General features: G+C 67.9%; 19 protein-coding genes. 8 read left to right on the plus strand and 11 right to left on the minus strand.

All coding sequences use genetic code 11. The annotated features are described in order from the left end of the window. Positions 1 to 4: 4 nt before the first annotated feature. Positions 5 to 739, plus strand: a complete 735-nt coding sequence (locus GA707_RS11850; protein WP_152178626.1) for a VIT family protein — start codon at positions 5 to 7, stop codon at positions 737 to 739. A 42-nt stretch (positions 740 to 781) separates the two neighbouring features. Here the strand turns inward: GA707_RS11850 and GA707_RS11855 are convergent, their stop codons facing one another. Then, a complete protein-coding gene (locus GA707_RS11855) occupies positions 782 to 1462 on the minus strand; it encodes a GTP pyrophosphokinase family protein (protein ID WP_152178627.1) in 681 nt (226 codons plus the stop codon). Between the two features lie 256 nt (positions 1463 to 1718). On the opposite strand from GA707_RS11855, the gene GA707_RS11860 reads away from it, so the two are divergent. Continuing rightward, complete coding sequence (locus GA707_RS11860; RefSeq protein WP_152178628.1) at positions 1719 to 2084, plus strand: hypothetical protein; 366 nt, start codon at positions 1719 to 1721, stop codon at positions 2082 to 2084. A gap of 122 nt (positions 2085 to 2206) precedes the next feature. Here GA707_RS11860 and lpdA read toward each other — a convergent pair whose 3' ends face one another. Genes lpdA through GA707_RS11875 form a run of 3 tightly spaced genes read right to left on the minus strand, consistent with a single transcriptional unit; the run spans position 2207 to position 7081 of the window. Then, the gene (gene lpdA / locus GA707_RS11865; RefSeq protein ID WP_152178629.1) at positions 2207 to 3574 is read right to left on the minus strand and encodes a dihydrolipoyl dehydrogenase; all 1368 of its coding nucleotides are present in this window, start codon (positions 3572 to 3574) and stop codon (positions 2207 to 2209) included. Between the two features lie 43 nt (positions 3575 to 3617). Next, positions 3618 to 4874 (minus strand): dihydrolipoamide acetyltransferase family protein, encoded by a 1257-nt coding sequence (locus GA707_RS11870; protein WP_152178630.1) that lies wholly within the window; start codon positions 4872 to 4874, stop codon positions 3618 to 3620. Between the two features lie 26 nt (positions 4875 to 4900). After that, positions 4901 to 7081 (minus strand): thiamine pyrophosphate-dependent enzyme, encoded by a 2181-nt coding sequence (locus GA707_RS11875; protein WP_152178631.1) that lies wholly within the window; start codon positions 7079 to 7081, stop codon positions 4901 to 4903. Positions 7082 to 7199: 118 nt separating this feature from the next. Here GA707_RS11875 and GA707_RS11880 point away from each other — a divergent pair, with 118 nt between their 5' ends. Both GA707_RS11880 and GA707_RS11885 read left to right on the plus strand, forming a co-directional pair. Next, positions 7200 to 7712: a VOC family protein gene (locus tag GA707_RS11880; protein WP_152178632.1), complete on the plus strand. Its 513-nt coding sequence runs from the start codon at positions 7200 to 7202 to the stop codon at positions 7710 to 7712. 21 nt (positions 7713 to 7733) lie between these two features. Continuing rightward, entirely contained in the window at positions 7734 to 8390 is a 657-nt protein-coding gene (locus GA707_RS11885) for a GntR family transcriptional regulator (RefSeq protein WP_152178633.1), read from the plus strand. A gap of 32 nt (positions 8391 to 8422) precedes the next feature. On the opposite strand, the gene GA707_RS11890 is transcribed toward GA707_RS11885, so the two are convergent. The 7 genes from GA707_RS11890 to GA707_RS11920 all read right to left on the minus strand — a co-directional run bounded on the left by GA707_RS11890 (position 8423) and on the right by GA707_RS11920 (position 16803). Next, entirely contained in the window at positions 8423 to 9856 is a 1434-nt protein-coding gene (locus GA707_RS11890; protein WP_226963741.1) for an NAD-dependent succinate-semialdehyde dehydrogenase, read from the minus strand. Positions 9857 to 9911: 55 nt separating this feature from the next. After that, positions 9912 to 10715 (minus strand): SDR family NAD(P)-dependent oxidoreductase, encoded by an 804-nt coding sequence (locus GA707_RS11895; protein WP_152178635.1) that lies wholly within the window; start codon positions 10713 to 10715, stop codon positions 9912 to 9914. A 79-nt stretch (positions 10716 to 10794) separates the two neighbouring features. Continuing rightward, positions 10795 to 12081, minus strand: a complete 1287-nt coding sequence (locus tag GA707_RS11900; RefSeq protein WP_152178636.1) for a Xaa-Pro peptidase family protein — start codon at positions 12079 to 12081, stop codon at positions 10795 to 10797. 111 nt (positions 12082 to 12192) lie between these two features. Beyond that, positions 12193 to 13185, minus strand: coding sequence for a sugar ABC transporter substrate-binding protein (locus tag GA707_RS11905; protein WP_152178637.1), 993 nt, complete (start codon positions 13183 to 13185; stop codon positions 12193 to 12195). Between the two features lie 50 nt (positions 13186 to 13235). After that, on the minus strand, positions 13236 to 14264 hold the full coding sequence (locus GA707_RS11910) for an ABC transporter permease (protein WP_152178638.1): 1029 nt from the start codon (positions 14262 to 14264) through the stop codon (positions 13236 to 13238). Further along, positions 14264 to 15277, minus strand: coding sequence for an ABC transporter permease (locus tag GA707_RS11915; RefSeq protein ID WP_152178639.1), 1014 nt, complete (start codon positions 15275 to 15277; stop codon positions 14264 to 14266). The genes GA707_RS11910 and GA707_RS11915 overlap by 1 nt, the downstream gene beginning before the upstream one ends. Beyond that, on the minus strand, positions 15274 to 16803 hold the full coding sequence (locus GA707_RS11920; protein ID WP_152178640.1) for a sugar ABC transporter ATP-binding protein: 1530 nt from the start codon (positions 16801 to 16803) through the stop codon (positions 15274 to 15276). Before GA707_RS11920 ends, GA707_RS11915 begins: the two co-directional genes overlap by 4 nt. A 440-nt stretch (positions 16804 to 17243) precedes the next feature. Here GA707_RS11920 and GA707_RS11925 point away from each other — a divergent pair, with 440 nt between their 5' ends. The 4 genes from GA707_RS11925 to GA707_RS11940 all read left to right on the plus strand — a co-directional run bounded on the left by GA707_RS11925 (position 17244) and on the right by GA707_RS11940 (position 21305). After that, the gene (locus tag GA707_RS11925; protein ID WP_226963742.1) at positions 17244 to 17954 is read left to right on the plus strand and encodes a helix-turn-helix domain-containing protein; all 711 of its coding nucleotides are present in this window, start codon (positions 17244 to 17246) and stop codon (positions 17952 to 17954) included. Between the two features lie 197 nt (positions 17955 to 18151). After that, positions 18152 to 19006 (plus strand): ABC transporter ATP-binding protein, encoded by an 855-nt coding sequence (locus GA707_RS11930; protein WP_152178642.1) that lies wholly within the window; start codon positions 18152 to 18154, stop codon positions 19004 to 19006. Further along, positions 19003 to 20244, plus strand: a complete 1242-nt coding sequence (locus tag GA707_RS11935; RefSeq protein WP_152178643.1) for an ABC transporter permease — start codon at positions 19003 to 19005, stop codon at positions 20242 to 20244. The genes GA707_RS11930 and GA707_RS11935 overlap by 4 nt, the downstream gene beginning before the upstream one ends. Next, the gene (locus GA707_RS11940; RefSeq protein ID WP_152178644.1) at positions 20241 to 21305 is read left to right on the plus strand and encodes an ABC transporter permease; all 1065 of its coding nucleotides are present in this window, start codon (positions 20241 to 20243) and stop codon (positions 21303 to 21305) included. Before GA707_RS11935 ends, GA707_RS11940 begins: the two co-directional genes overlap by 4 nt. Positions 21306 to 21535 lie beyond the last annotated feature (230 nt).

The raw sequence follows: 21535 nt of genomic DNA on the forward strand, positions 1-21535 counted from the left end.
CCACATGAGCGACACCCCGACCCCGCCTCCCGCCCCACACGCGGGAGAGCCGCACCGTCCGGGCGCGGCGGCCAGGCTCAACTGGCTTCGCGCGGGAGTCCTGGGCGCCAACGACGGCATCGTCTCCACCGCCGGACTGGTCGTCGGCGTCGCCGGTGCCACGTCGGCCAGGGGTCCGATCCTCACGGCCGGGGTCGCGGGGCTGGTGGCCGGCGCGGTGTCGATGGCGCTCGGCGAGTACGTGTCGGTGAGCAGTCAACGCGACAGCGAGCGCGCGACACTGGCCCGCGAGGCGACCGAGCTGGCCGAGGACCCCGAGGCGGAGCTCGAGGAGCTCGTCGGGCTCTACCGGGCCAAGGGTCTGACGCCCACGACGGCTCGGCTGGTGGCCGAGGAGCTGACAGCCCATGACGTCTTCGCCGCCCACGTCGACGCCGAGCTGGGGATCGACCCGGACGAGCTCACCAACCCGTTGCACGCCGCGATCTCGTCTGCCGCCTCGTTCACGATCGGGGCGCTGCTCCCCCTCCTGGCGATCGTGCTGGCCCCACCATCGGTGCGGATCCCGGCGACCTTCGCCCTGGTCATCCTGGCTCTCGCCCTGACAGGCTCGGTCAGCGCCCGCCTCGGTGGCGCCCGGTCCGGACGGGCGGTGGCCCGGCTCGTCATCGGCGGGGCGCTGGCGATGGCGGTCACGTATGCGGTGGGCACGGCGCTCGGCACAACGGTCGGCCTCTGACCGTCCTGCCCATGTCGGGACCGTTGCGGACGGCCGCAGAGATCAGGTCTCGTCGGAGCGGATGCCATGCACCTCGCGATGCACCCGCAGCATCCGCGCATCGAGGTCTGCAGCGGCCTGCGCGACGTCACGGAGCTCGGCGCGGACGCGGTCGGGGACCTCCCCGTCGAACTTGTAGTGGATCTTGTGCTCCAGGCTGGCCCAGAAGTCCATCGCGACGGTGCGGAACTGGATCTCGACCGGGATGCGGACGTGCCCCGTCGACAGCAGCACCGGGGTCTCGACGACGGCGTGCAGGCTCTTGTAGCCGCTGGGCTTGGGCTGGGCGATGTAGTCCTTGACCTGCAGCACCGTGATGTCGCGGTGCCGGGTGAGCAGGTCGAACAGCCGATATGCGTCGTCGACGAAGCTGCAGGTCACCCGGATTCCGGCGATGTCGGTGATGGATGCACGGACGACGTCGAGGTCCGGCAGCGTCCCGGGCGGCGCGAGGCCCTTGCGGGCGACCTTGGCGATGATGCTGTCGGCCGACTTCACCCGACCGGACACATGCTCGATGGGGTTGTAGTCGTGCATGTGCGCGAACTCGTCACTGAGGATGCCGACGATGGTCTCGACCTCTCGAAGTGCGAACTCGTACTCGAGCATGAACTTCTCGAGGCGGCGCTGCATCAGCCGCTGTTCGTCGGGGGTGGGGCCCGTGACCGATTCGTGCACGGTCATCGGCGACACACCTCCTCCTGCGCACGTCGCGGTATGCACGTCCGCCCCCTGAGCCGGCCGTACGTGAGCGCTGGGCGGGCGGCCGACGTCGGCGGGGTGAGCGGCTGACTCGGGACAGGTCGACGGTCAGGCACGAGGCCACGTATACCACCTCGACCTTCGAAGGTCCGGGGGGTGAGCGCGGTCCAAGCACGGGCCCGACCGGACCTCACAGCCGATTCCCAGCCGCGGCTGAGGTGGTCTCCAGGGGGCGGCGGTGGACTCGATTGACAGCGACTTACAGGTGGTCATCGATCAGCAGTGGCTCATCGCGATGACCGAGCCCGATTCGACCTGCAGTCCGATCCAGTCCGACCCACCGACCGAGGACCTCATGGACCAGCGCTCCCGCTCTCGCACCATCGCCGCACTGGCGGCCGCAGCGGCTCTCTCGCTCACCGCATACGCTCCCGGTGCGCAGGCCTTGGAGCTCCTGGACGTCGTCGGACAGGTCGAAGAGCGGGCGGCCCACCCCGCTCCCCTGGCGGAGAGCAGGGTCAGCACGGAGAGCTCGGCCACCCTCGTCTCCGGCGTGCCGACGGAGCCTCGCCACGACGCCGCGGGAACCGGCGACAAGAGGTGACACGAGGGGGCGTTTCAGCGGTGCAGTCGTCCAGCCCGAGGCGGGGGCTATAGGCGAACACCGCGCGCTGCCGGCGCTGCGCCGAGCCCGGCCGCCGCTTCGCGTGCTGTGGATTCCGGCACTCAGGCGTGGGCGTGGAGCGGCTGTCCGGCCAGCGCCAGTGCTGCCTCGCCGAGGGACTCGTTCTGGGTCGGATGAGCATGGACGAACCGGGCCACGTCCTCGGGGAACGCCTCCCAGCCGACCATGAGCGTCGCCTCGCCGATCTGCTCACCCATCCGGTCGCCGATCAGGTGGACACCGATGATCGGACCATCCAGTTCTCGGATCACCTTCACGAATCCGGCGGTGTCGAGGATCTGGCTCTTGCCGTTGCCACCGAGGTTGTACTGATAGACCTGCACCTCGCCGAACCGTTCGCGGGCCTCCGGCTCGGTCAGGCCGACCGAGGCGATCTCCGGGTGGCAGTAGGTCACTCGCGGAATGCGGGAGTCGTCGATGGGCTCAGGAGACAGGCCTGCGATCTCCTCGGCGACGAAGATGCCGTGTGCGAACCCGCGGTGCGCGAGTTGCAGCCCTGGCACCAGGTCGCCGACCGCGTAGACGTGGGGGACGCTGGTCTGCAGCCGCTCGTCGGTCGTTACCCAGCCTCGGTCGAGCCGGACACCGTGATCCTCGAGACCGAGGCCCGAGGATGACGGCCCGCGGCCGACGGCGACGAGCACGAGATCGGCGACGACGGCGTTGCCACCCTCGAGGTTGACCTGCACCTCGCCGTCGAGATCTGTGATGCTCTCGAAGCGGGTCGCCGTCCGCACGTCGATTCCGCGCTGGCGGAACACACGTTCCAGGTGCTTACCCAGGGACGGGTCCTCCAAGGGGACCAGACTCGGCATCGCCTCGATGACGGTGACGTCGGCGCCGAACGAGCGCCAGACCGAAGCGAACTCCACCCCGATGACGCTGCCGCCGACGATGACCGCCCGCTCGGGCACGTCGGTCAGCGTGAGCGCCCCGTCGCTGGTCATCACCCGCTCTCCGATCTCCACGCCGGGAAGGGTGCGGGCGTAGGAGCCCGTCGCCAGGACCAGGTCGCCACCGACATAGGCCACGCCGTCGACCTCGACGGTGGTTGCGTCGACGAGGTGCCCCTCACCCTCGACGTGGGTGATACCGGCAGAGGTGATCAGACCCTGCAGCCCCTGATGGAGCCGCGTCACGACTCGGTCCTTGAACGCGTTGACGCCGGCCATGTCGACTCCGTCGAAACGGGACCGGATGCCGTACGCCGCACCGTCCCGCGCACCGTCGGCGAGCTCGGCGCTGTGCAGCAGGGCCTTCGTCGGCACACAGCCGCTGTGCAGGCAGGTGCCCCCGACGCGGTCGCGCTCGATCAGGGCGACCGACATGCCGAGCTGAGCGGCTCGCAACGCGCAGGCATAGCCGCCGCTGCCGGCGCCGAGGATGACGATGTCGAACTCGTGGGTCATGGTCTCTCCTTCGCCTGATGACGTGCGCGCTCGTGTCCGGCTGTCAGAGGACGAGACGGAGCGGGTTCTCGAGAACTGTGACCAGCGCGGCCATCCAGCGGGCCGCCAGCGCACCGTCGATGGCGCGGTGGTCGACGGAGAGAACCAGCTTGACCGTCGTGACCGCGATGACCGCGCCGTCGACCACGCAGGGGGTCGGCGTTCCCGCCCCGACCGCGAGGATGGCCGACTGCGGAGGGTTGATGATCGCGGAGAACTCCTCGACGCCGAACATGCCCAGGTTGGTCACGCTGATCGAGCCGCCCTCGAGGTCCTTCTGCTGGAGGCGGCCCGCGTCGGCCTGCTCGACGAAGGCTTTCACCGAGGCCGAGATGGCGCTCAGGGAGCGTGACTCGACCCCGCGCAGCACTGGAGTGACAAGCCCACGCTCGGAGGCGATCGCGACCGAGATGTCGACACTGTCGAACCGTCGCATCGCCTCGTCGGTCCAGATGACGTTCGCCTCCGGCACCTCGCGGTGCGCGACGGCGACCGCGCGAATGATGAAGTCGTTGACCGAGATCTTCGCCGGCGCGTGCTCGTTGAGCTGGGTTCGCAGCGCGAGCAGCTCGTCGATCGCGGCGGAGCGCCTGAGGTAGAAGTGCGGGATCTCCTGCTTGCTCTGGGTCAGCCTGGTCGCGACCGCCCGTCGCAGCCGGGTGTGTGGAACGTCGGTCCAGTCGGCGACCTCGGTCGCGGGGGCGGCGTGCTGCTGATCCGGCTGATCGGCGTTTCGCCGGTGAGGGGGCACGTCGTCGGCACCGGCGCTGGCCGAGCCGGCCGTGGCGATCGCGGTCTCGACGTCGCGACGCACGATCCGCCCGTTCGGTCCGGTGCCCGTGATGCCGTCGGGGGTCAGGCCGGCATCCCGGAGGCGCTTGCGTGCGATGGGGCTGATGAACCGCCGCTCCGTCGGCGCGGCGTCCGGCTCGGGCACCTCCCGCCGAGGGGGCGCGGACGTCTGGTCGGGTGCGGACGCGCCGAGCCCCGCCAGCAGTGACTCCAGGTCGAGCCCGACCTCTTCCGATGTCCCCAGGAGTGCCATGGGCGAGCCGACGTCGATCTGGCTGCCGCCGGAGACGAGGACCTTCAACAGGGTGGCGCTGGTCTCGGCCTCGACCTCGACGACCGCCTTCTCGGTCTCGATGACGGCCAGTGGTTCCCCGGCCGTGAACTCCTGGCCGGGTTGGACCAGCCATTCGGAGATGACGACTTCGGTGGCGCCCGCGGCGACCTCGGGCACGAGCAGTAACTCAGCCATGACGTGCTCCTCGTATCTGTTCTGGGTCAGGCGGCGGCGATGACGCGCAGCGCGGCCACCACCTCGTCGGTCTTGGCTATGGCGGCCCGCTCCAGAACCTTGCTGATGCTGGGCGAGGCTTCGGCGCCGGTGACCCGCTCGATGGGCGCGTCGAGCCAGTCGAAGAGGCGGCGCTGGATCTCATCGGCCAGCCAGCCGCCGTAGGAGGTGCCTGTGGCCCCCTGCTCGACGATGAGGACGCGGTTGGTCTTCTTCACGCTGGCCTCGATGGTCTCCCAGTCCAGCGACGCACGGTCCAGCCAGCGGAGGTCGATCAGATCCGCGGAGACCTCGGGGACCTGGTCCAGCGCCTCCAGGCAGTGTCCGACCATGCTCAGGTAGGAGATCACGGTCAGGTCCGACCCCTCGCGGCGCACGGCTGCTCTACCCACCGGGATCAGGTAGTCGAGGTCGTCCACGGGAGCGGCCCCCTTGGTGGTGTAGAGATCCACGTGCTCGAGGACGACGACCGGGTCGGCGCACGCCAGGGCGGTGTTCATGAGACCGACGTAGTCGAAGGGTGTCGAGGGGGCCACGACGCGCAGACCGGGCGCGGTCGCGAGTATCCCCGCCGGGTCCATGGAGTGCTGGGAGCCATAACCGGTGCCCGCGGCGAGTTTCTGGCGCAGGACGAACGGGACAGCGCTCTCGCCTCCGAACATGTGCCGCGCCTTGGCGACCTGGTTGAAGAGCTGGTCGGCGGCGACCCACATGAAGTCGGCGTACATGAACTCGACCACCGGCTTGAACCGACCGTCGAGCGCCATCCCGCCGCCGAGGCCGGCGAAGGCGTTCTCGCTGATGGGTGTGCCGAGGACCCGCTCGGGGAACAGTTCGAGAGCCTTCTTGGTGGCACCGTTGGTGCCACCTTTCAGACCGTCGACGTCCTCACCCATCACCACGACCGAGTCGTCGGTCTCCATCCGACGCGCCATGACGTCGCTGACGAGATCGATGAACCGGCGGTCCGCGAGTTCACCGGTGAAGGAGTCGACGTCCTCGTACCGCGAGCCATCGAGTTCGGAGAGGTCACCGCGGATGCCGACGTCGACGAAGCTCGTGTCAGGCCACAGGTCGGCGATGATGCGGCGCTCGTTGGGCTTGCCGCCTGGGACGGGCTCCAGGAGCGTGTCACCGATCTCCCGCATCACCGAGTCCACCTCGGCCACCGAGGCCTCGATCTCATCCTCGGTGAGGAGCTCACGAGCGATCACCTGCCGGCGCAGCTGTGCGATCGGGTCGCGCTCACGCCACGCCGCCTCCTCGGCCTTGTCGCGGTAGCCGAAGGCAGAGCCGGGGAACGCGCCGTTCTGGTGGTAGAAGCGGTACAGGTCCGCCTCGATGATCGTGGGTCCGTTGCCCACCCGCATGTGCGCGAGTGCTTCGTTCATCGCGGCGTGGACCGCCAGGGCGTCCATGCCATCCACACGCCAGCTGGGGATGTTGAAGCCCAGCCCGCGGGCCGAGAGCCGCGGCTCGGCGGTGGACTTCGACACGGGAGTGGAGACGGCGTACTGGTTGTTCTCGATGAAGAAGCAGACCGGGAGCCTCCATGCGGCCGCGAGGTTGAAGGTCTCTAGCACAGACCCGATGTTGACGGCGCCGTCGCCGAAGTAGGTCACCGACACAGCGTCCGTGCCCGCCTGCCGCTGGTTGAAGGCGAAGCCCGCCGCCTGGGGCACCCCGCCACCGACGATGGCATTGGTTCCCATGGCTCCGGCTTCGCGCCACTGAAGGTGCATGGAGCCACCGCGACCACGGCAGAACCCGTCGGCCAGGCCGCAGATCTCGCTCAGGGTCCGGCGAAGGACCTCGTGCACCTGCGGCGTCAGCTCAGGCAGCGCGCCGGCCTTGGGGACGACCACATGGCCGAACGCCTTGGCCAGGAACTGGTGATGCCCGCGGTGGGACCCGTTGACGAAGTCGTCGGACCGCAGCGGTAGCACCGACCCCACCGCGCCTCCCTCTTGGCCCACGCTCGAGTGAGCGGGGCCGTGGATGAGCGACTGTCCGGCGAGCTCGAGGACGTACTCCTCGAAGGATCGGATCCACTGGGCCCGACCGAGCAGCTGGAGCAGGACGTCAGGATCGGCGGATGCCCAGTCCGCGTCATCCGTCGTCAGCTGCACCCAGGAGGAGGCGGCTGTGAGATCGCGGTGGCTCGGCATCTGATCCTCCAACTATCAGGAAGTGATTGTATCCCGTGAGGCACACCCAAGAAGAAGCGCGAGCATGCAGTACTCTCACTCTAGGGTCGTAATGGATACATTGCAAGGAGGAGACGAGATGACGGTCACACGACTTCCCGGGGTCCGCGGGGTGGACCACATCGGGATCACGGTCCCGGACCTGGCCGCTGCGCACGAGTTCTTCGTCGGCGTCCTGGGGTGTGAGTACCTCTACCGGCTAGGGCCGTACCAGGACCCGACGGGGCACTGGATGAGCGAGCACCTCGGCGTCGAGGACGCCGCCGTGATGGAGCGTCTGCACTTCTACCGACTCGGTGGACAGGCGGTCTTCGAGGTCTTCCAGTACCGCGCTCCGGGCCAGGTGCTGGCGCCGCCGCGCAACAGTGACGTCGGTGGGCACCATGTCGCCATCTACGTCGAAGACCTCGACTCGGCGCTGGCCGCCCTGCATGCGAACGGGCTCACCGTGCTGGGAGAACCCACCGCGAGCAGGGGCCCGAGTGCGGGGCAGCGCTGGGTCTACTTCCTCAGCCCGTGGGGTATGCAGTTCGAGCTAGTCTCCTACCCCGGAGGCAAGGCGTTCGACCACGACCCGTCTGCCTTCGAGTGACGGAGCACCTCTGGAGATCCCATGCCCCCCAGCCCCCCTTCCCCGGTCGCCAGTCAGCGGATCGCGGAAGTCCTCGCTCAACGGATCCTGGCCGGCGAGCTGGCGCCGGGTGCCCGGATCAAGCAGGATGAGCTCGCCGACGAGCTGAACACGAGCCGGATCCCTGTCCGGGAGGCGTTGCGGATCCTCGAGTCCCGGGGCCTGGTCACACTTCGGGCCAACTCCGGCGCGTGGGTCGCGACGATGAGCCTGCACGACCTCGCCCTGACGTACCAGATCCGGGAGCAGATCGAGCCCCTTCTGCTGCGCGAGAGCCTGCCCCATCTTGCCGAGAGTGACCTCGACCGGATGCGCGGGACTCAGGCTGAGATCGAGGCCACCAGCGACGTCGAGGAGTTCATGGTCCTCGATCGCGAGTTCCACTGGTCCTCCTATGCGGGCGCCCAGGCACCGCAGCTGTGCCTCATGGTCGAGCGCCTCTGGGACACCACCCAGCACTACCGCCGTGCCTTCGCCCGAATGGCCGGGACGGAGCGGGCGTGGATCATCAACGCCGAGCACCGGCTGCTGATCGAGGCGGCGGCCGCGCGGGACCTCGACAACGCCTCGACCGTGCTGACCATGCACATCCGGCGCACTCGGCTCGAGCTGAGCCGGCATCCGGAACTGATGTCCTGAACAGTCAGTTGTCCTGAAGAGTCGGTGGATCTCTAGAGGTCCACGGCGAAGTACTGGGTCTCCAGGAACTCGTGGATGCCGGCGAAGCCGCCCTCGCGGCCGAGGCCGGACTCCTTCATGCCGCCGAAGGGGGCGGCCGGGTCCGAGGCCACGCCCCGGTTGACCGCGACCATCCCGGACTCGAGCCGACGGGCCACCTCGATGCCCTGCCCGTTGTCTCGGGCGAACACGTAGGAGATCAGGCCGTACTCGGTGTCGTTGGCCATCCGGACGGCCTCGTCGGTGTCGCTGAACGTGACGATCGGTGCCACGGGTCCGAAGATCTCCGATCGGGTCAGGACCGATCCGTGTTCGACACCGCGCACCACCCGGGGAGCCAGGAAGGCACCCGAGACCGGGGCCTGCGAGACCGCCACGGCCTGCGCGCCCTCACCCTCGGCCGCGGCCACCAGGTCCAGGACCTTGTCCCGCTCCTTCAGACTCACCATCGCTCCGAGGTCGTTGGTCCGGTCGATGCCGGGCCCGATGCGCAGCGAGGCCAGCGCAGTCTGCAGCTGCTCCGAGAAGTTCTCGGCCACGGACTCGTGGACGTACATGCGGTTCGCAGCAGTACAGGCACTCCCGCCGTTGCGCATCTTGGCCACCATCGCGCCCTCGACCGCCCGGCCGACGTCGGTGCCTTCGAGGACGATCAGCGGGGCGTTGCCGCCGAGCTCCATCGAGGAGGGCAGCACCCGCCGAGCGGTCTGGCCGAGCAACAGCTTGCCGACGTACGTCGATCCCGTGAAGGACAGGGTCGCCGTCCTCGGATCGGCGAGCACCGCTTCGGAGACGGGTCCGGCCTGCGAGGTGGTGACCACGTTGACCACACCGGCCGGAGCCCCCGCTCGTTGCACCACGTCGGCGACCCACAGCGCGGTCAACGGGGTCTCGGCCGCGGGTTTGAGCACGGCGGTGCATCCTGCGGCCAGCGCCGGGGCGAGCTTGCGGGTCGCCATGGCTGCGGGGAAGTTCCACGGTGTGATCATGTAGGCCACGCCCATCGGGCGGTGGTCGACGATGATGGTCTTGTCACCGTTGGGGGCGTATCGGAAGTCACCGGCGATGCGGCAAGCTTCCTCCGAGAACCAGCGGAAGAACTCGGCGGCATACGTGGCCTCCCCGAGAGCGTCGCCCCACGCCTTGCCGTTCTCGAGGCAGATCAGCCGTGCGCAGTCCTCGATCTCGGCGGTCATGATCTCGAACGACCGGCGGAGGATCTCGGCCCGCTGCCGGGCGGAGGTCTGCGACCAGGAGCCGAAGGCGTCGTGGGCGGCGCCGACCGCTTGCAGGGCCTCCTGTGCTGTCGCGTCGGCGATGTCGGCGAGGACCTCCCCGGTCGCCGGGTCGTGCACCTCGAGACGGCCGGTGGTGCGGACCCACTCCCCGCCGATGAGCAGCTCGCGGCGAGCCTGGAGAATTGCCATGTCGGTACCCCTCATTCGAACGAGTGCGTGCAGGAGGACCGGGGTCGGGTCACGGTCACTGGATGACCATGCCTCCGTCGATCATGATGAGCTGACCGGTCATGTAGTCACTGTCGGCGCTGGCCAGGAAGGAGGCGGTGCCCACCACGTCCTCCGGATAGGAGTAGCGCTTCATCAGGATCATGTTCTCGGCCAGGCTGTCCATCGACTCACCGGGCTTGTCGAACTTGCCGATCGCCACGAGGTCTTTGTCCAGCTGCTCCCACAGCTCGGTGCGCACCACACCCGGGCCGTAGCCGTTGACGGTGATGTTGTGCTCGATCAGCGCCTTGGCGCCGCCCTTGATCATCGCCAGGACCGCGTGTTTGCTGGCCGAGTAGACGACCACGTCGTCGAAGGCCTCACGGGACAGGATCGACCCGACGTTGATGATCTTGTAGGGATAGTCCTGCTTGCCCTGCTCCTTCATCTGGCGCGCCGCCGCCTGCATGCAGTTCAACGTGCCCCAGGCGTTGATGTCCATGATCCGCTGCCAGTTGTCCCGCGTGATGTCGAGGAAGAACAGCGGCTTGTTGATGCCGGCGTTGTTGACGAGCACGTTGATGCTGCCGAACTCGGCAACGGTGTGAGCCACGGCGGCGGCCGCGTCCTCCTCGCTGCTGACGTCGAGCCTGACATGGGTGGCGGTGCCTCCGTCATCGCGGATCTGCTGGGCGACCGCGGCCGCACCCTCGACGTTGATGTCGCCGAGGCAGACCTTGGCTCCCTGCGCGGCATACTCGACGGCTACTGCCGCTCCCATGCCCTGGGCCGCGCCGGTGATGAGGATGTTCTTCCCGGAGAGTCGGGTGGTGTCCATGACGAATGTCCTTTCGGATGGTGATCTCGTGTCGGTCGAGGCGCCGCGAACGGCGGCACCCGGCGATGGGGTTTGCTGACTAGTACGGGTTGGCGACGAAGAGCTCTTGTGCTGGGAAGCGAGTCAACACCTCGGCGCCCTTGGCTGTGACGACGACCTCTTCCTCGATCCTGGCAGCGGATACGCCGTCGGTGGCGGGGCAGTAGGTCTCCAGGGCGAACACCATGCCCGACTTGATCTCGACGGGGTGCGAGAGGCTGTTGAGCCGGGAGATGATCGGCCGCTCGTGGAGGCCGAGACCGAGACCGTGGCCGAACTGGAGGCCGAAGGCGTCCATCTCGCTGGCGAACCCCAAGTCGGTCGCTCTGGGCCAGAGTCCGGCAACCTCGTCGGTGCCGACCCCGTCGGCCACCGTGTTGATCGCGGCGTCCATCCACTCACGCGCCTTCGCATAGGCATCGTGTTGCGGCTGGGTGGACATCCCCACCGAGAAGGTGCGGTAGTAGCAGGTGCGGTAGCCGTTGAACGAGTGGATGATGTCGAAGAAGGCCTGGTCTCCGGGCCGGATGAGCCGGTCGGTGAAGTTGTGCGGGTGCGGGTTGCACCGTTCACCGGAGACCGCATTGATCGCCTCGACCTGGTCCGAGCCCATCTCGTAGAGCCGCTTGCTGGCCAGCGCGACGATCTCGTTCTCGCGGATGCCGGGCTTGAGCACGTCGACGATGTCCTGGTACACCCCGTCGACCATCGCCGCGGCCTGGCTGAGCAGCATGATCTCGTCGACGGACTTGATCGAGCGGGCATCGAGCATGTGCTGCTGGATGTCCACGACGTGCAGACCCTGGGCCTGCATCTCGAACAAGAACGCCGGCTCCACGATGTCGACACCTATCGGAGCGCCCTCCACCCCGGCATCGGCGAGCAGGCCCTTGATGGTCGTGACAGCCTCTTTCATCAGCCCCACCTCGGGACTGATCGCACCTCGAAGACCGAGCATGCCGGCCCGGCACCGGTCCTCGTCGAGCCACGGCGAGAAGAGCCGGTGATGCTTGGCCGCCGAGCCGAAGTCCCAGAGATGGGGGTTGCCGTCTTCGGTGAGGAGCGCGTAGCGCGACATCTTGTCGCCGAGCGCGCCACCGATCCACGTCTGGGTCGTGTAGCGGATGTTGTAGAAGTCGAAGAGCAGGAAGGCTCCGCATCCGCTGCTCCGCAACGCTTCCATGGCCCGGCCGAGCCGGTACTCCCTGAGCCGGTGGAAGTCGACACGGGACTCGTAGTCCACACCCATGTGCCCATGGGCGGGGATCATCCTGGCGTCGAAGTCCAGAGCGGGAGCTGACCGGGTCAGCTGGGTCGTGCTGGTCATGGTCGCTTCTCCAAAGACTGATCAGGTGGGGTCAGGTCGGGCGGGACTGAGGGACATGCCCCGCCCGACCTGTGGGTGAGGCCTCGGCTGCTCCGAGATCGGGGCGGCTCGTCACCACTCCGGCGCGACCTCGGGGTCGTCGGCGTTCTCCTGGGTGACCTTGACCGACGGCATGAACAGGTCCTCCTCGACCGTCTCGCCTGCGAGCACCTGGCTGGCCACGAGCACAGCGTTCTGGCCGTCCCACGAGGAGGACTGGAAGATGGTGCCGTCGAGGTCACCGGACTTCACCAAGGGGTTGCCCAGCTCGGTGTTGCCGATGGAGGTGATGAGCAGCGGCTGGGGATCGATGCCCTGCGCCCTCAGTGCGTCGATGGCTCCGGCCACCATGGTGTCGTCGGCGGCGAAGATGCCGTCGACGTTCTCGGCTCCGACCGAGGTGAGCATCTCGGAGGTGACGGTCTGGGAGTCGTCCTTGTTCCAGTTGCCCGGCTGCTCGGCCAGGATCTCGACGTTGGGGCATTCCGCCTCGATGGTCTCGACGAAGCCATCGCGACGGTTGATCGCCGTGGAGTTGCCGGTGAGACCGTTGACCATGAGGATGTTGGTCGGATTGCCCTCGGCCAGCTCACACATGATCTCCGCCGAGGCGGCGCCCTGGCCGTAGGTGTCGGGGCCGGAGTACCCCGCGGTCAGGTCCTTGTCGCCGGGGTTGACGTCGGAGTTCGTGACGGTCACCGGGATGTCGGCCGCCTGCGCCGCGGCCAGGCACGGTCTGACGGTGTCACCCACGGCCGGCCACAGGATGATCAGGTCCGGCCGGGCGGCGACCGCCACCCTGCAGTCGCTCGCCTGCCTGTCCGCGTCATACTGCGAGTTCGTGATCGTCAGGTTGATGCCGTTCTTCGCCGCCTCTTCCTCCATTGCGGGCAGATACGTCGTGCCGTACGGCTGGTCGGTGCCCTGCGGCAGAAGGGCGTAGACCTCGTACTCGCCGCTGGCATCCGATGAAGATTCTTCGGAGCCGGAGCTGGAGGAACAGGCCGATACCAGTCCGATGGCGATCAGGCTGGCCGCTCCGGTCATGATGCGGATGTTGCGCATGGTGTTCTCCTCTGTGTGTTGAACAGCTCACCGGAGTCGGTGAGCGCACCTCAGACGGCGGTCTGGGATTTTCGGGACTGCAGGAACGTGACGACACTCCCTGCGGCTGCACGAAGACTGGCGGGGTCGGTGATCACCGCGATGAAGAGCACCGAGCCGATGAAGATCTGCTGAATATCGACCTGCACTCCGGCGAGGGTCAGCCCGACGCCCAGGATGCCGAGCGAGAGTGCACCGAGGAGCGTGCCCACGATGGAGCCACGTCCACCGGTGAGGGCGACGCCGCCGATGATGGCGGCGGCGAAGCTCGCCAGCAGGGCCGTGGACCCGGCAGTGGGATCCGCCGCGATGAGCTCGAGGGTGTTGATCACACCGGCCAGAGCGGCGACGAAACCCGAGATCATGAAGCCGGTGAACAGCCGACGAGAGACGGGGATCCCGGCGTCGTAGGCAGCCTGTCGGTTGCCACCGACCGCGTAGAACTCCCGTCCGGCCCGGACCCGGGTCACGAAGACGTGCAGCGCGATGAACACGAGCACGAACAGGACGATTCGGGGAGTGATGGGTCCGATCAGCGGCATTCCGAAGCTGATGCCGGCCTCGATGTCGGTCAGCGGCACGGGCTCGGCGTCCGAGAGGACGAAGGCGAGGCCCCGAAGCGCGAACAGCATCCCGAGGGTCGCGATGAACGAGTTGATCCCGACCTTGACGACGAAGAACGCGTTGACGGCTCCGATCACCAACCCGGTGAGCAACGCCAGCGTCACGCCCAGGAAGATGTTCGGGACCATGGCCATCACCACGCCCGAGACGGCGAGCGTGCTCGCGACGCTGAGATCGAGCTCCCCCATGAGAATGACCGCGGTCAGGCCAAGGGCGATCAACCCGATGAGGGCCACGAAGCCCAGGGTCACCTGGTAGGCGGTGAAGACCGTGGGGGCGAAGATCAGCGCGCCCACCACGACCAGCACGAGCAAGATGATGGCGCGCCACTCGGTACGTCGCCCGAGGGCGGCCCGAAGCCTGGCCGAGAAACCCGTGGTGGCCTCGCCGAGGCTCATGGTCTGGGACGTGGTCATCACTGAGCCGCCCTTCTGGCTAGCGCGTCGACGGACACCGCGGCGGCGATCAACGCTCCGATCGCGATCTGCTGCCAACCGAAGCTGATATTGGAGAGCACGAGGATGTTGGTCAGGACGCTGACGAAGACGACCCCCAAGAGCGTGCGCAGGATGCTGCCCCGGCCACCGAAGACGCTGGTGCCGCCGATGATGATGGCTGCGAGGGCGCGGAACTCGAAGCCGCTGGACATCGTCGACACCGCGGTATTGGAGAAGGCGGCGAGGACGAAGCCGGCGATCATGGCAGCGAGGGCGGTGATCACGAACGCGCCGAGCACCACACGTGGCGTCGAGACTCCCGCGAGCCGGGTCGCCTCCTTGTTCGAACCGACGCAGCGCACCATGAACCCGAAGGTGGTCCGGTTCAGCACGAAGGCCAATACCAACGCCATCACGATCAGGACGATCATGGAGAGCGGGAGGGGGCCGATCCTGATCTGACCCATGGCCCTGATCGGACCATCGGGCGGGCCGAAGAAGATGCTGCCGCCCGAGAGCCACCGCAGCAGGCCCAGGCCAACATAGGTGGTGGCCAGTGTCACGATGACGGCATTCGCCTTGAAGTACCCGACGGCCACGCCGTTGACGGCGCCGTAGAGCAGCGCGACGAGCACCGCGAGTCCCACGGCGAGCGGGATGCCGTACAGGTTGCTGACGCCGATGAAGATGACGGCGGAGGTGGCGACCTGCGCCACCACGGACAGGTCGAGGTAGTTGCCGCTGATGACGACGAACGTCATTCCGACGGCGACGATGCCGATGGGTGCCGCTCGGTGGAAGACGTCGGTGATGTTGACGGTCGAGGCGAAGCCGTCGACGAAGATGGCGGCGAAGACGATCAGGAGCGCGGTGAACACGAAGATCCCGCGTTCGGCGATCCACTGGAGGAGCGCCGCCCGACGTTGCGATGGGCCGGTCTCGGAAGGTGCCTGCCGCGTCGGCGTTTCGCGGGGCGTGGCTGTCTCGGTCATGATGCCTCCACCAGACGTCCTCCGGCAGCGAGGGTCATGACGGACTTCTCGTCCGCCTCAGCGCCGCTGAGGGTCCCGGCGATCCGGCCGTCTCGGATGACGTGAACGACATCGGAGAGATCCAGAAGCTCTGGAAGGTCGGAGCTGACAACGAGGACCGCGGCCCCGCGATCAGCCAGGTCGCGGATGAGCCGGTGGATCTCGGTCTTGGCGCCGACATCGACGCCGCGCGTCGGCTCGTCGAGCACGATCACCCGTGGCTCTCGTCCGAGCCACTTGGCGATCACCACCTTCTGCTGGTTGCCGCCGCTGTACTCACCGGCATCGCGGCGAATGTCCGGTGGCCGCAAACCCACGGAGTCAGCGAGATTCGTCGCGAACTCCGCGATCATCTTCGGCTTGAGGACGCTTCCGGTGGACAGACGGGCCCGGTTCGGGAGCGCGATGTTGTCCGCGACCGACATGTTCAGCGCGAGCCCGTCCGTGCGGCGCTCCTCGGGGATGTAGGCGACCCCGTTGCGAACCGCTGCCCTGTACGTCGCGATCTTCGTGGACCGACCGTCGGTGGTGACCGTCACCGTGCCGGCGGTCTTGGGGTCGACCCCCAGAGCGGCGCGGACGAACTCGGTTCGACCCGCTCCAACGAGACCACCGAGTCCGACGATCTCCCCGGCCCGCACGTCGAGATCGATGCCGTCGACGCCCGGCGCGTGGATACCGCGGGCTGAGAACACCACGTCACCCGGGTTGCTCTCGCGGTGGATCTGGAGGTCGAGCTTCAGGTCGCGGCCGACCATCTTGTCGACGAGGTCGTCGGGGGTGGTCTCACCGATGTCCATCATCTCGATGAGGTTCCCGTCCCTCAGGACCGCGACGCGATCACAGATCGAGAAGATCTCGGGAATGCGGTGGGAGATATAGACGATCGAGAGGCCCTTGGCGGCGAGACGCTGGAGCATCGCCAGGAGGTGGTCCGTCTCGGCCGGCGTCAACGTGGCCGTCGGCTCGTCGAGAATGAGCACCTTGGGCTTGCGCGCGACGGCCCGCGCGATCTCGACGAACTGGCGTAGCGCGACCGAGAGCCGCACGATCGGCTCGTCCAGGTCGATCTGCACGCCGATCTCTTCGATGGCGTCGGCCGCGATCTTCTTCATGTCCGCGGACCGGATGAAGCCGGCTGTGGTGGGGAACGAGCCCAGCATGATGTTCTCGGCGCCGGTCATCTCCGGGACCAGGCTCAACTCCTGGTGCACGAGCGCGATGCCCGCTTCCAGAGCCGCCTTCGCGCCGCCGTGGAGCGCCTTCCCCTCGACACGGACCTCACCCTCATCCGGCCTCAGAATCCCGGCGAGGATGCGCATCAGCGTCGACTTTCCCGCACCGTTCTCGCCGACCAGCCCATAGATCTCACCGGCGCGCACGGAGATGCTCACGTCGTTGACGGCGACCGCTCCGCCGAAGCGTTTCACGATCGATTCCGCCTCGATGACAACCGGGCCGGCCGGCTCAGATGTGGAGCGATTCATCGCTTCTGCCTCTCGCATCGTGACCGCCAACGTTGCCGGTCTCGTCATGAACAAAACATTGTGTGAGTGAACACCACCGAGCCCAACTGTAAAGTATGACAGCACAGATGTGCCACCCGTCACACCGACTTATTTCGGATCGCATGCCAGATGCCACCCTCCACGGGCCCAGCGGCGGCCGTTGGCCCCCTACCCTCGTGGCCCTGGACTGTGGCGCGAAAATCTTTGTGCGACAGATGGTTTGCTGGCCATTGCGCGTGGCGGTGCCAGTGGTCCTGCTGGCTTCGGACTGCGCGACCAATCCGCTGCACCACTCGCGCCATCGCCGTTGGGCGGTTTCCGCCCCGCACCCACACCAGTCGTCACCTATCCACCCGATGGCGGACGCCGTAGACTGCGGGGATGCTTGTTCTGTCAGAGAGAACACGGGGGAGGCTCAGGTGAGCACACACCCATCGCCGAACGAGTGGGTGGGCATCGGCAACCGCATTCGCGTAGCCCGCACTGACGCCCGCATGAGCGTGCGGGAGCTCGCTCGCCGCATCGACGTCTCGCCCAGCCACGTGTCGCAGGTGGAGCTCGGGCGCGCGTCGTTCAGTGTCCGCGCGCTCTACAACGTGGTCAGCGTGCTGGGCATCAGTATGGACAGTCTCTTCGACGAGACCGACAGCCGTCGAGAACTGCCCGACAGCGGTCCTCCCGCCTCGGCCGACGTCGTATGGAGTCCGTTGGACGACGCGCTCGTGGTGCTGCGGGCGGAGGCACGTCCCGCGATCCCACTCCCCGGGGGGACCCGCTGGGAGCGGCTGACGCCGAAGCCCGAGGTGGGTGCGGAGTTCCTCGAGGTCGTCTACCCCCCCGCCCTGGACGCCTCCGGGCCTCCGCAGGACTTCATCCAGCACTCCAGCCGCGAATACGGACTGGTCACGCAAGGGTCACTGACGGTGCAGGTCGGCTTCGACCAGGCCGTGCTCCGGCCGGGAGACTCGATCGCATTCGACTCACGCATCCCGCATCGCTTCTGGAACGCGACCGCAGAGGAGGTCAGGGCGGTCTGGTTCATCTGGGATCGCGAGACCTCGGACGGCGCGCTGAGCCGTCCGTATGCGCACGCGGGCAAGGAGACAACCTCGCCCACAACCGATCACTGACCCAGTCTCGCCTCCCGTCGGACCCGGCCGCGTCGGTGAGCACCGCATACAGAGTGGGGTTGTCTGTATGCGCGGGCCGGGCCAGTCACGCAACACCACCACCCGCGCTGTGAACCCTGCCACCCAGCCCGCGATCCACGCCCGCCGGTGCCAAGATGGAAGCGAGGCCGCGTGGCCGCGGCCGGAAAGGGCGCGCGATGGCCGCGATCGAGGTCGAGGACCTGCGGTACTCCTACGGGGACGTGGAGGCGGTCAAGGGCATCTCGTTCGAGGTCGCCCCGGGCGAGGTCCTCGGGTTCCTCGGGCCGAACGGGGCCGGGAAGTCCACCACCATCAAGATGCTCACCGGGCAGCTGCGGCCCAAGGGCGGTCGCGCCACGGTCCTCGGCTTCGACGTCACCGCCGACGACCCGCAGATGCAGGCCCGGATCGGTGTCTGCTTCGAGGAGAAGAACCTCTACCTCAACATGACCGGCAAGGAGAACCTCGAGTTCTTCGCCAGCCTCTACGGCATCAAGGACCCGGACGCCCTCGGCGTTCTACGCCGGGTGGGCCTCGCCGACCGCGCGAAGGACCGGGTCGGGCAGTACTCGAAGGGCATGCGCCAGCGGATGATGATCTCGAGGGCCTTCATCAACACCCCCGACGTGCTGTTCCTCGACGAGCCCACGGACGGCCTCGACCCCGTCACCTCCGCGGCGATCCGCACCACCATCCGCGAGGAGGCCGACCGCGGGGCGGCCGTCCTGCTCACCACCCACGACATGTTCGAGGCCGACCAGCTCTCGGACCGCGTCGCGTTCATCAACGACGGGGAGATCGCGGCCCTCGACACCGCCGAGAACCTCAAGCTGCGCTACGGCACACGCTCGGTCAAGCTGCGCCTCCGGGACGGCGACGGGGTGCGCGAGGAGGTCCTCCCCCTCGACCACGCCTCCTCCGCCCGCCTCGCCGACCTCGCCGGCTCCCCCGACCTGCTCACCATCCACACCGAGGAGGCCTCGCTCGAGACGGTGTTCATCCAGCTCACCGGGAGGGGGTTGGCGGGATGAGCCGCCGGGTCAGCCGACCCACGATCATCGGTGCGCTCCTGCGCAAGGAGCTCACCGCATACTCCCGGGATCTGGTCTATCTCGGGCTCACCATCGCGCTGCTCATCCTCGTGCCCCTGCTGTTCCGCTTCCTGCCGGACTCGGTCGACGAGACGATCACGCTCGCCGTGTCCCCCTCGTTGGAGACGCTCGTCGCGGACGCCCGTACGGAGCTCGAGGCCGGCGGCGCGACCCCCGAGCAACTGGCGGCATTGGACGAGCTGGACCTGTCCTCCGGGGAGGGCCTCGCTCTCATCGAGATCGGCGACGCCGACCAGCTCGCCGGTGTCGTCGAGGGCAGCCTGGAGGTGTGGCGCACGAGCGAGGGTGAGGTGATCATCCGGGATCCCGAGGGCGAGCCGGAGCCGCCGGACGCCGAGCTGGTGAGCGCCGGCATCGGGATCGCCTTCCCCGAGGGCTTCATCACCGACGTGATGGCGGGGGAGCCGGGCGTCGCCGTGACGGTCTACACCGACGCCGGCGTGCCGGCGGAGGTGCGGGGCGCGATGACGAGCTTCGTCCGCGAACTGGCGAACCAGTTCGCGGGGCGCGAGCTGCCGGTCGGGCTGCCCGCAGAGGACGAGATCGTCCTGGGCGAGGACCGAGCCGGTGACCAGGTCACGCTGCGCGAGCGTATGCGCCCACTGCTGCTCTTCATGATCCTGCTCATGGAGACCTTCTCGTTGGCCTCGCTGGTGTCGACGGAGGTGCTCCAGCGCACGGTGACGGCGGTGCTCGTGACACCTGCCCGGGTCGTCGACTTCCTCGTGGCGAAGGCGACGTTCGGCACCGTGCTCTCGCTCGGCCAGGCGCTCGTCGTGCTAGCGCTCATCGGGGGCGTGACGGCCCAGAACTGGTCCCTCCTGCTGGCGACCCTCCTCGTGGGGGCGTTGATGTTCACCGGGGTGGCCATGTTCGTCGGGTCGGCGGGCAAGGACTTCATGACCCAGCTGTTCCTCGCCATGCTCGTCACGGTCCCCCTCCTCATCCCCGCCTTCGCGGTCCTGCTGCCGGGCTCGGCCGCGCCGTGGGTGCAGGCCATCCCGACCTATCCGGTCATCGACGTCCTCGTCGGTGCGACCGTCTATGGCGCGACCTGGTCCGAGTCGGCTGGATCCCTGGCCGTGGCGACGGCCTGGCTCGTCGTCCTGTTCGGCCTCGGCTGGGTCACCCTCAAGCGGAAGGTCGAGTCGCTGTGAACCTCAGACTCGTGGGCAGGATGCTGCGCAAGGACCTGGCGCTCGGGCCCCGCTCCCCGATCTTCCTCTGGGCGTTGGTCATGCCCTTCGCGCTGACCCTGATCCTGCAGGTGGCGTTCGGCTCCCTCTTCGACCCAGAGCCGCGGCTCGGGATCGTCGACCGGGGCGACTCCCAGATCACCGCGGAGCTCACCGCGATGGAGGGCTTAAGCGTCATGGTCCTCGACGACCCGGAGGTGCTCCGCTCGCAGGTGGAGGCGAACGACCTCGACGCCGGCCTCGTCCTTCAGGCGGGGTTCGACGAGGCCGTGCGCGCTGGAGACCAGCCCGACCTCGAGTTCTGGATCGGGGGTGAGAGCCTGGCTGCGAACCGGATCATCCTCTCGGTCACGACGATCGACCTGGTCCGAGCGCTGGAGGGCGACGATCCGCCGGTGGCGGTCGAGGTCGTCAGCTTCGGGGAGGAGGGCCTGCCGATCGCCATCCGCCTCATTCCCGTGATCGTCTTCTTCGCACTCGTCATGGCCGGTGTCTTCCTGCCGGGCTCGAGCCTGGTGGAGGAGAAGGAACACGGCACGCTGTCGGCGCTCCTCGTCACCCCGGTCCGCGCGAACGAGGTCCTGGTCGCGAAGTGGCTCCTCGGCCTGCTGCTCGCCGGAGTGATGGCGGTCGTGACCCTCGCCCTCAACCGTGCCGTCGCCGGCAACTGGCTCGCGGTGCTGGTGGTCGTCCTCGTGGCCGCCGCCCTGGCCTCGGTGTTCGGGCTCCTCGTCGGCGTTGCCGCGAAGGACTCGGCGGTGATGTTCGCGATCGTCAAGGGCATGGGGTGGTTTCTGTTCGCCCCCGCGCTGTTCTACATCTTCCCCGACTGGCCGCAGTGGATCGCGATGCTGTTCCCGCTGTATTGGATCGTCGAGCCGATCTGGCAGGTCGCGGTGATGGGCGAGGCGCTGTCCTCCGTGGGGCTGGAGCTGGGGGTCGCTGTGGTCATCACCGCCGGACTCGGTGTCCTCGCCGCCAGGCTGGCCCGGCGGATGCAGGCTCAGCTGGCTGGGGCGTAGAAGCCGGCGTCACCACAGTGGGGGTCGCTCTCACACGACGGGGGTATGCGCTGGGCACCGGCCCGTGGATCGGTCACTTCCAGGGGGCACGGGTCATGTCAACGAACGGGTCGCCGCCTGCATAGCCCCGATCACCATCGACGGCAACCCCATCCGCAGCACGCCTGCATCGACTGCCCCGAGATCGACGCCCACATCATCGACTGAGAGAAGTTCCTCCCCCGCTTCGG

The organism is Nostocoides sp. F2B08, assembly GCF_009184895.1.
Lineage (GTDB): Bacteria > Actinomycetota > Actinomycetes > Actinomycetales > Dermatophilaceae > F2B08.

What these genes read in the sequence shown, in the direction of transcription:
- GA707_RS11900 (WP_152178636.1), bottom strand. Translation starts at nt 12,081, where the DNA reads ATGACCAGCACGACCCAGCTGACCCGGTCAGCTCCCGCTCTGGACTTC.
- GA707_RS11895 (WP_152178635.1), bottom strand. Translation starts at nt 10,715, where the DNA reads ATGGACACCACCCGACTCTCCGGGAAGAACATCCTCATCACCGGCGCG.
- GA707_RS11880 (WP_152178632.1), top strand. Translation starts at nt 7,200, where the DNA reads ATGACGGTCACACGACTTCCCGGGGTCCGCGGGGTGGACCACATCGGG.
- GA707_RS11875 (WP_152178631.1), bottom strand. Translation starts at nt 7,081, where the DNA reads ATGCCGAGCCACCGCGATCTCACAGCCGCCTCCTCCTGGGTGCAGCTG.
- GA707_RS11870 (WP_152178630.1), bottom strand. Translation starts at nt 4,874, where the DNA reads ATGGCTGAGTTACTGCTCGTGCCCGAGGTCGCCGCGGGCGCCACCGAA.
- GA707_RS11905 (WP_152178637.1), bottom strand. Translation starts at nt 13,185, where the DNA reads ATGCGCAACATCCGCATCATGACCGGAGCGGCCAGCCTGATCGCCATC.
- GA707_RS11930 (WP_152178642.1), top strand. Translation starts at nt 18,152, where the DNA reads ATGGCCGCGATCGAGGTCGAGGACCTGCGGTACTCCTACGGGGACGTG.
- GA707_RS11885 (WP_152178633.1), top strand. Translation starts at nt 7,734, where the DNA reads ATGCCCCCCAGCCCCCCTTCCCCGGTCGCCAGTCAGCGGATCGCGGAA.
- lpdA (WP_152178629.1), bottom strand. Translation starts at nt 3,574, where the DNA reads ATGACCCACGAGTTCGACATCGTCATCCTCGGCGCCGGCAGCGGCGGC.
- GA707_RS11850 (WP_152178626.1), top strand. Translation starts at nt 5, where the DNA reads ATGAGCGACACCCCGACCCCGCCTCCCGCCCCACACGCGGGAGAGCCG.
- GA707_RS11935 (WP_152178643.1), top strand. Translation starts at nt 19,003, where the DNA reads ATGAGCCGCCGGGTCAGCCGACCCACGATCATCGGTGCGCTCCTGCGC.
- GA707_RS11890 (WP_226963741.1), bottom strand. Translation starts at nt 9,856, where the DNA reads ATGGCAATTCTCCAGGCTCGCCGCGAGCTGCTCATCGGCGGGGAGTGG.
- GA707_RS11855 (WP_152178627.1), bottom strand. Translation starts at nt 1,462, where the DNA reads ATGACCGTGCACGAATCGGTCACGGGCCCCACCCCCGACGAACAGCGG.
- GA707_RS11915 (WP_152178639.1), bottom strand. Translation starts at nt 15,277, where the DNA reads ATGACCGAGACAGCCACGCCCCGCGAAACGCCGACGCGGCAGGCACCT.
- GA707_RS11910 (WP_152178638.1), bottom strand. Translation starts at nt 14,264, where the DNA reads ATGACCACGTCCCAGACCATGAGCCTCGGCGAGGCCACCACGGGTTTC.
- GA707_RS11920 (WP_152178640.1), bottom strand. Translation starts at nt 16,803, where the DNA reads ATGAATCGCTCCACATCTGAGCCGGCCGGCCCGGTTGTCATCGAGGCG.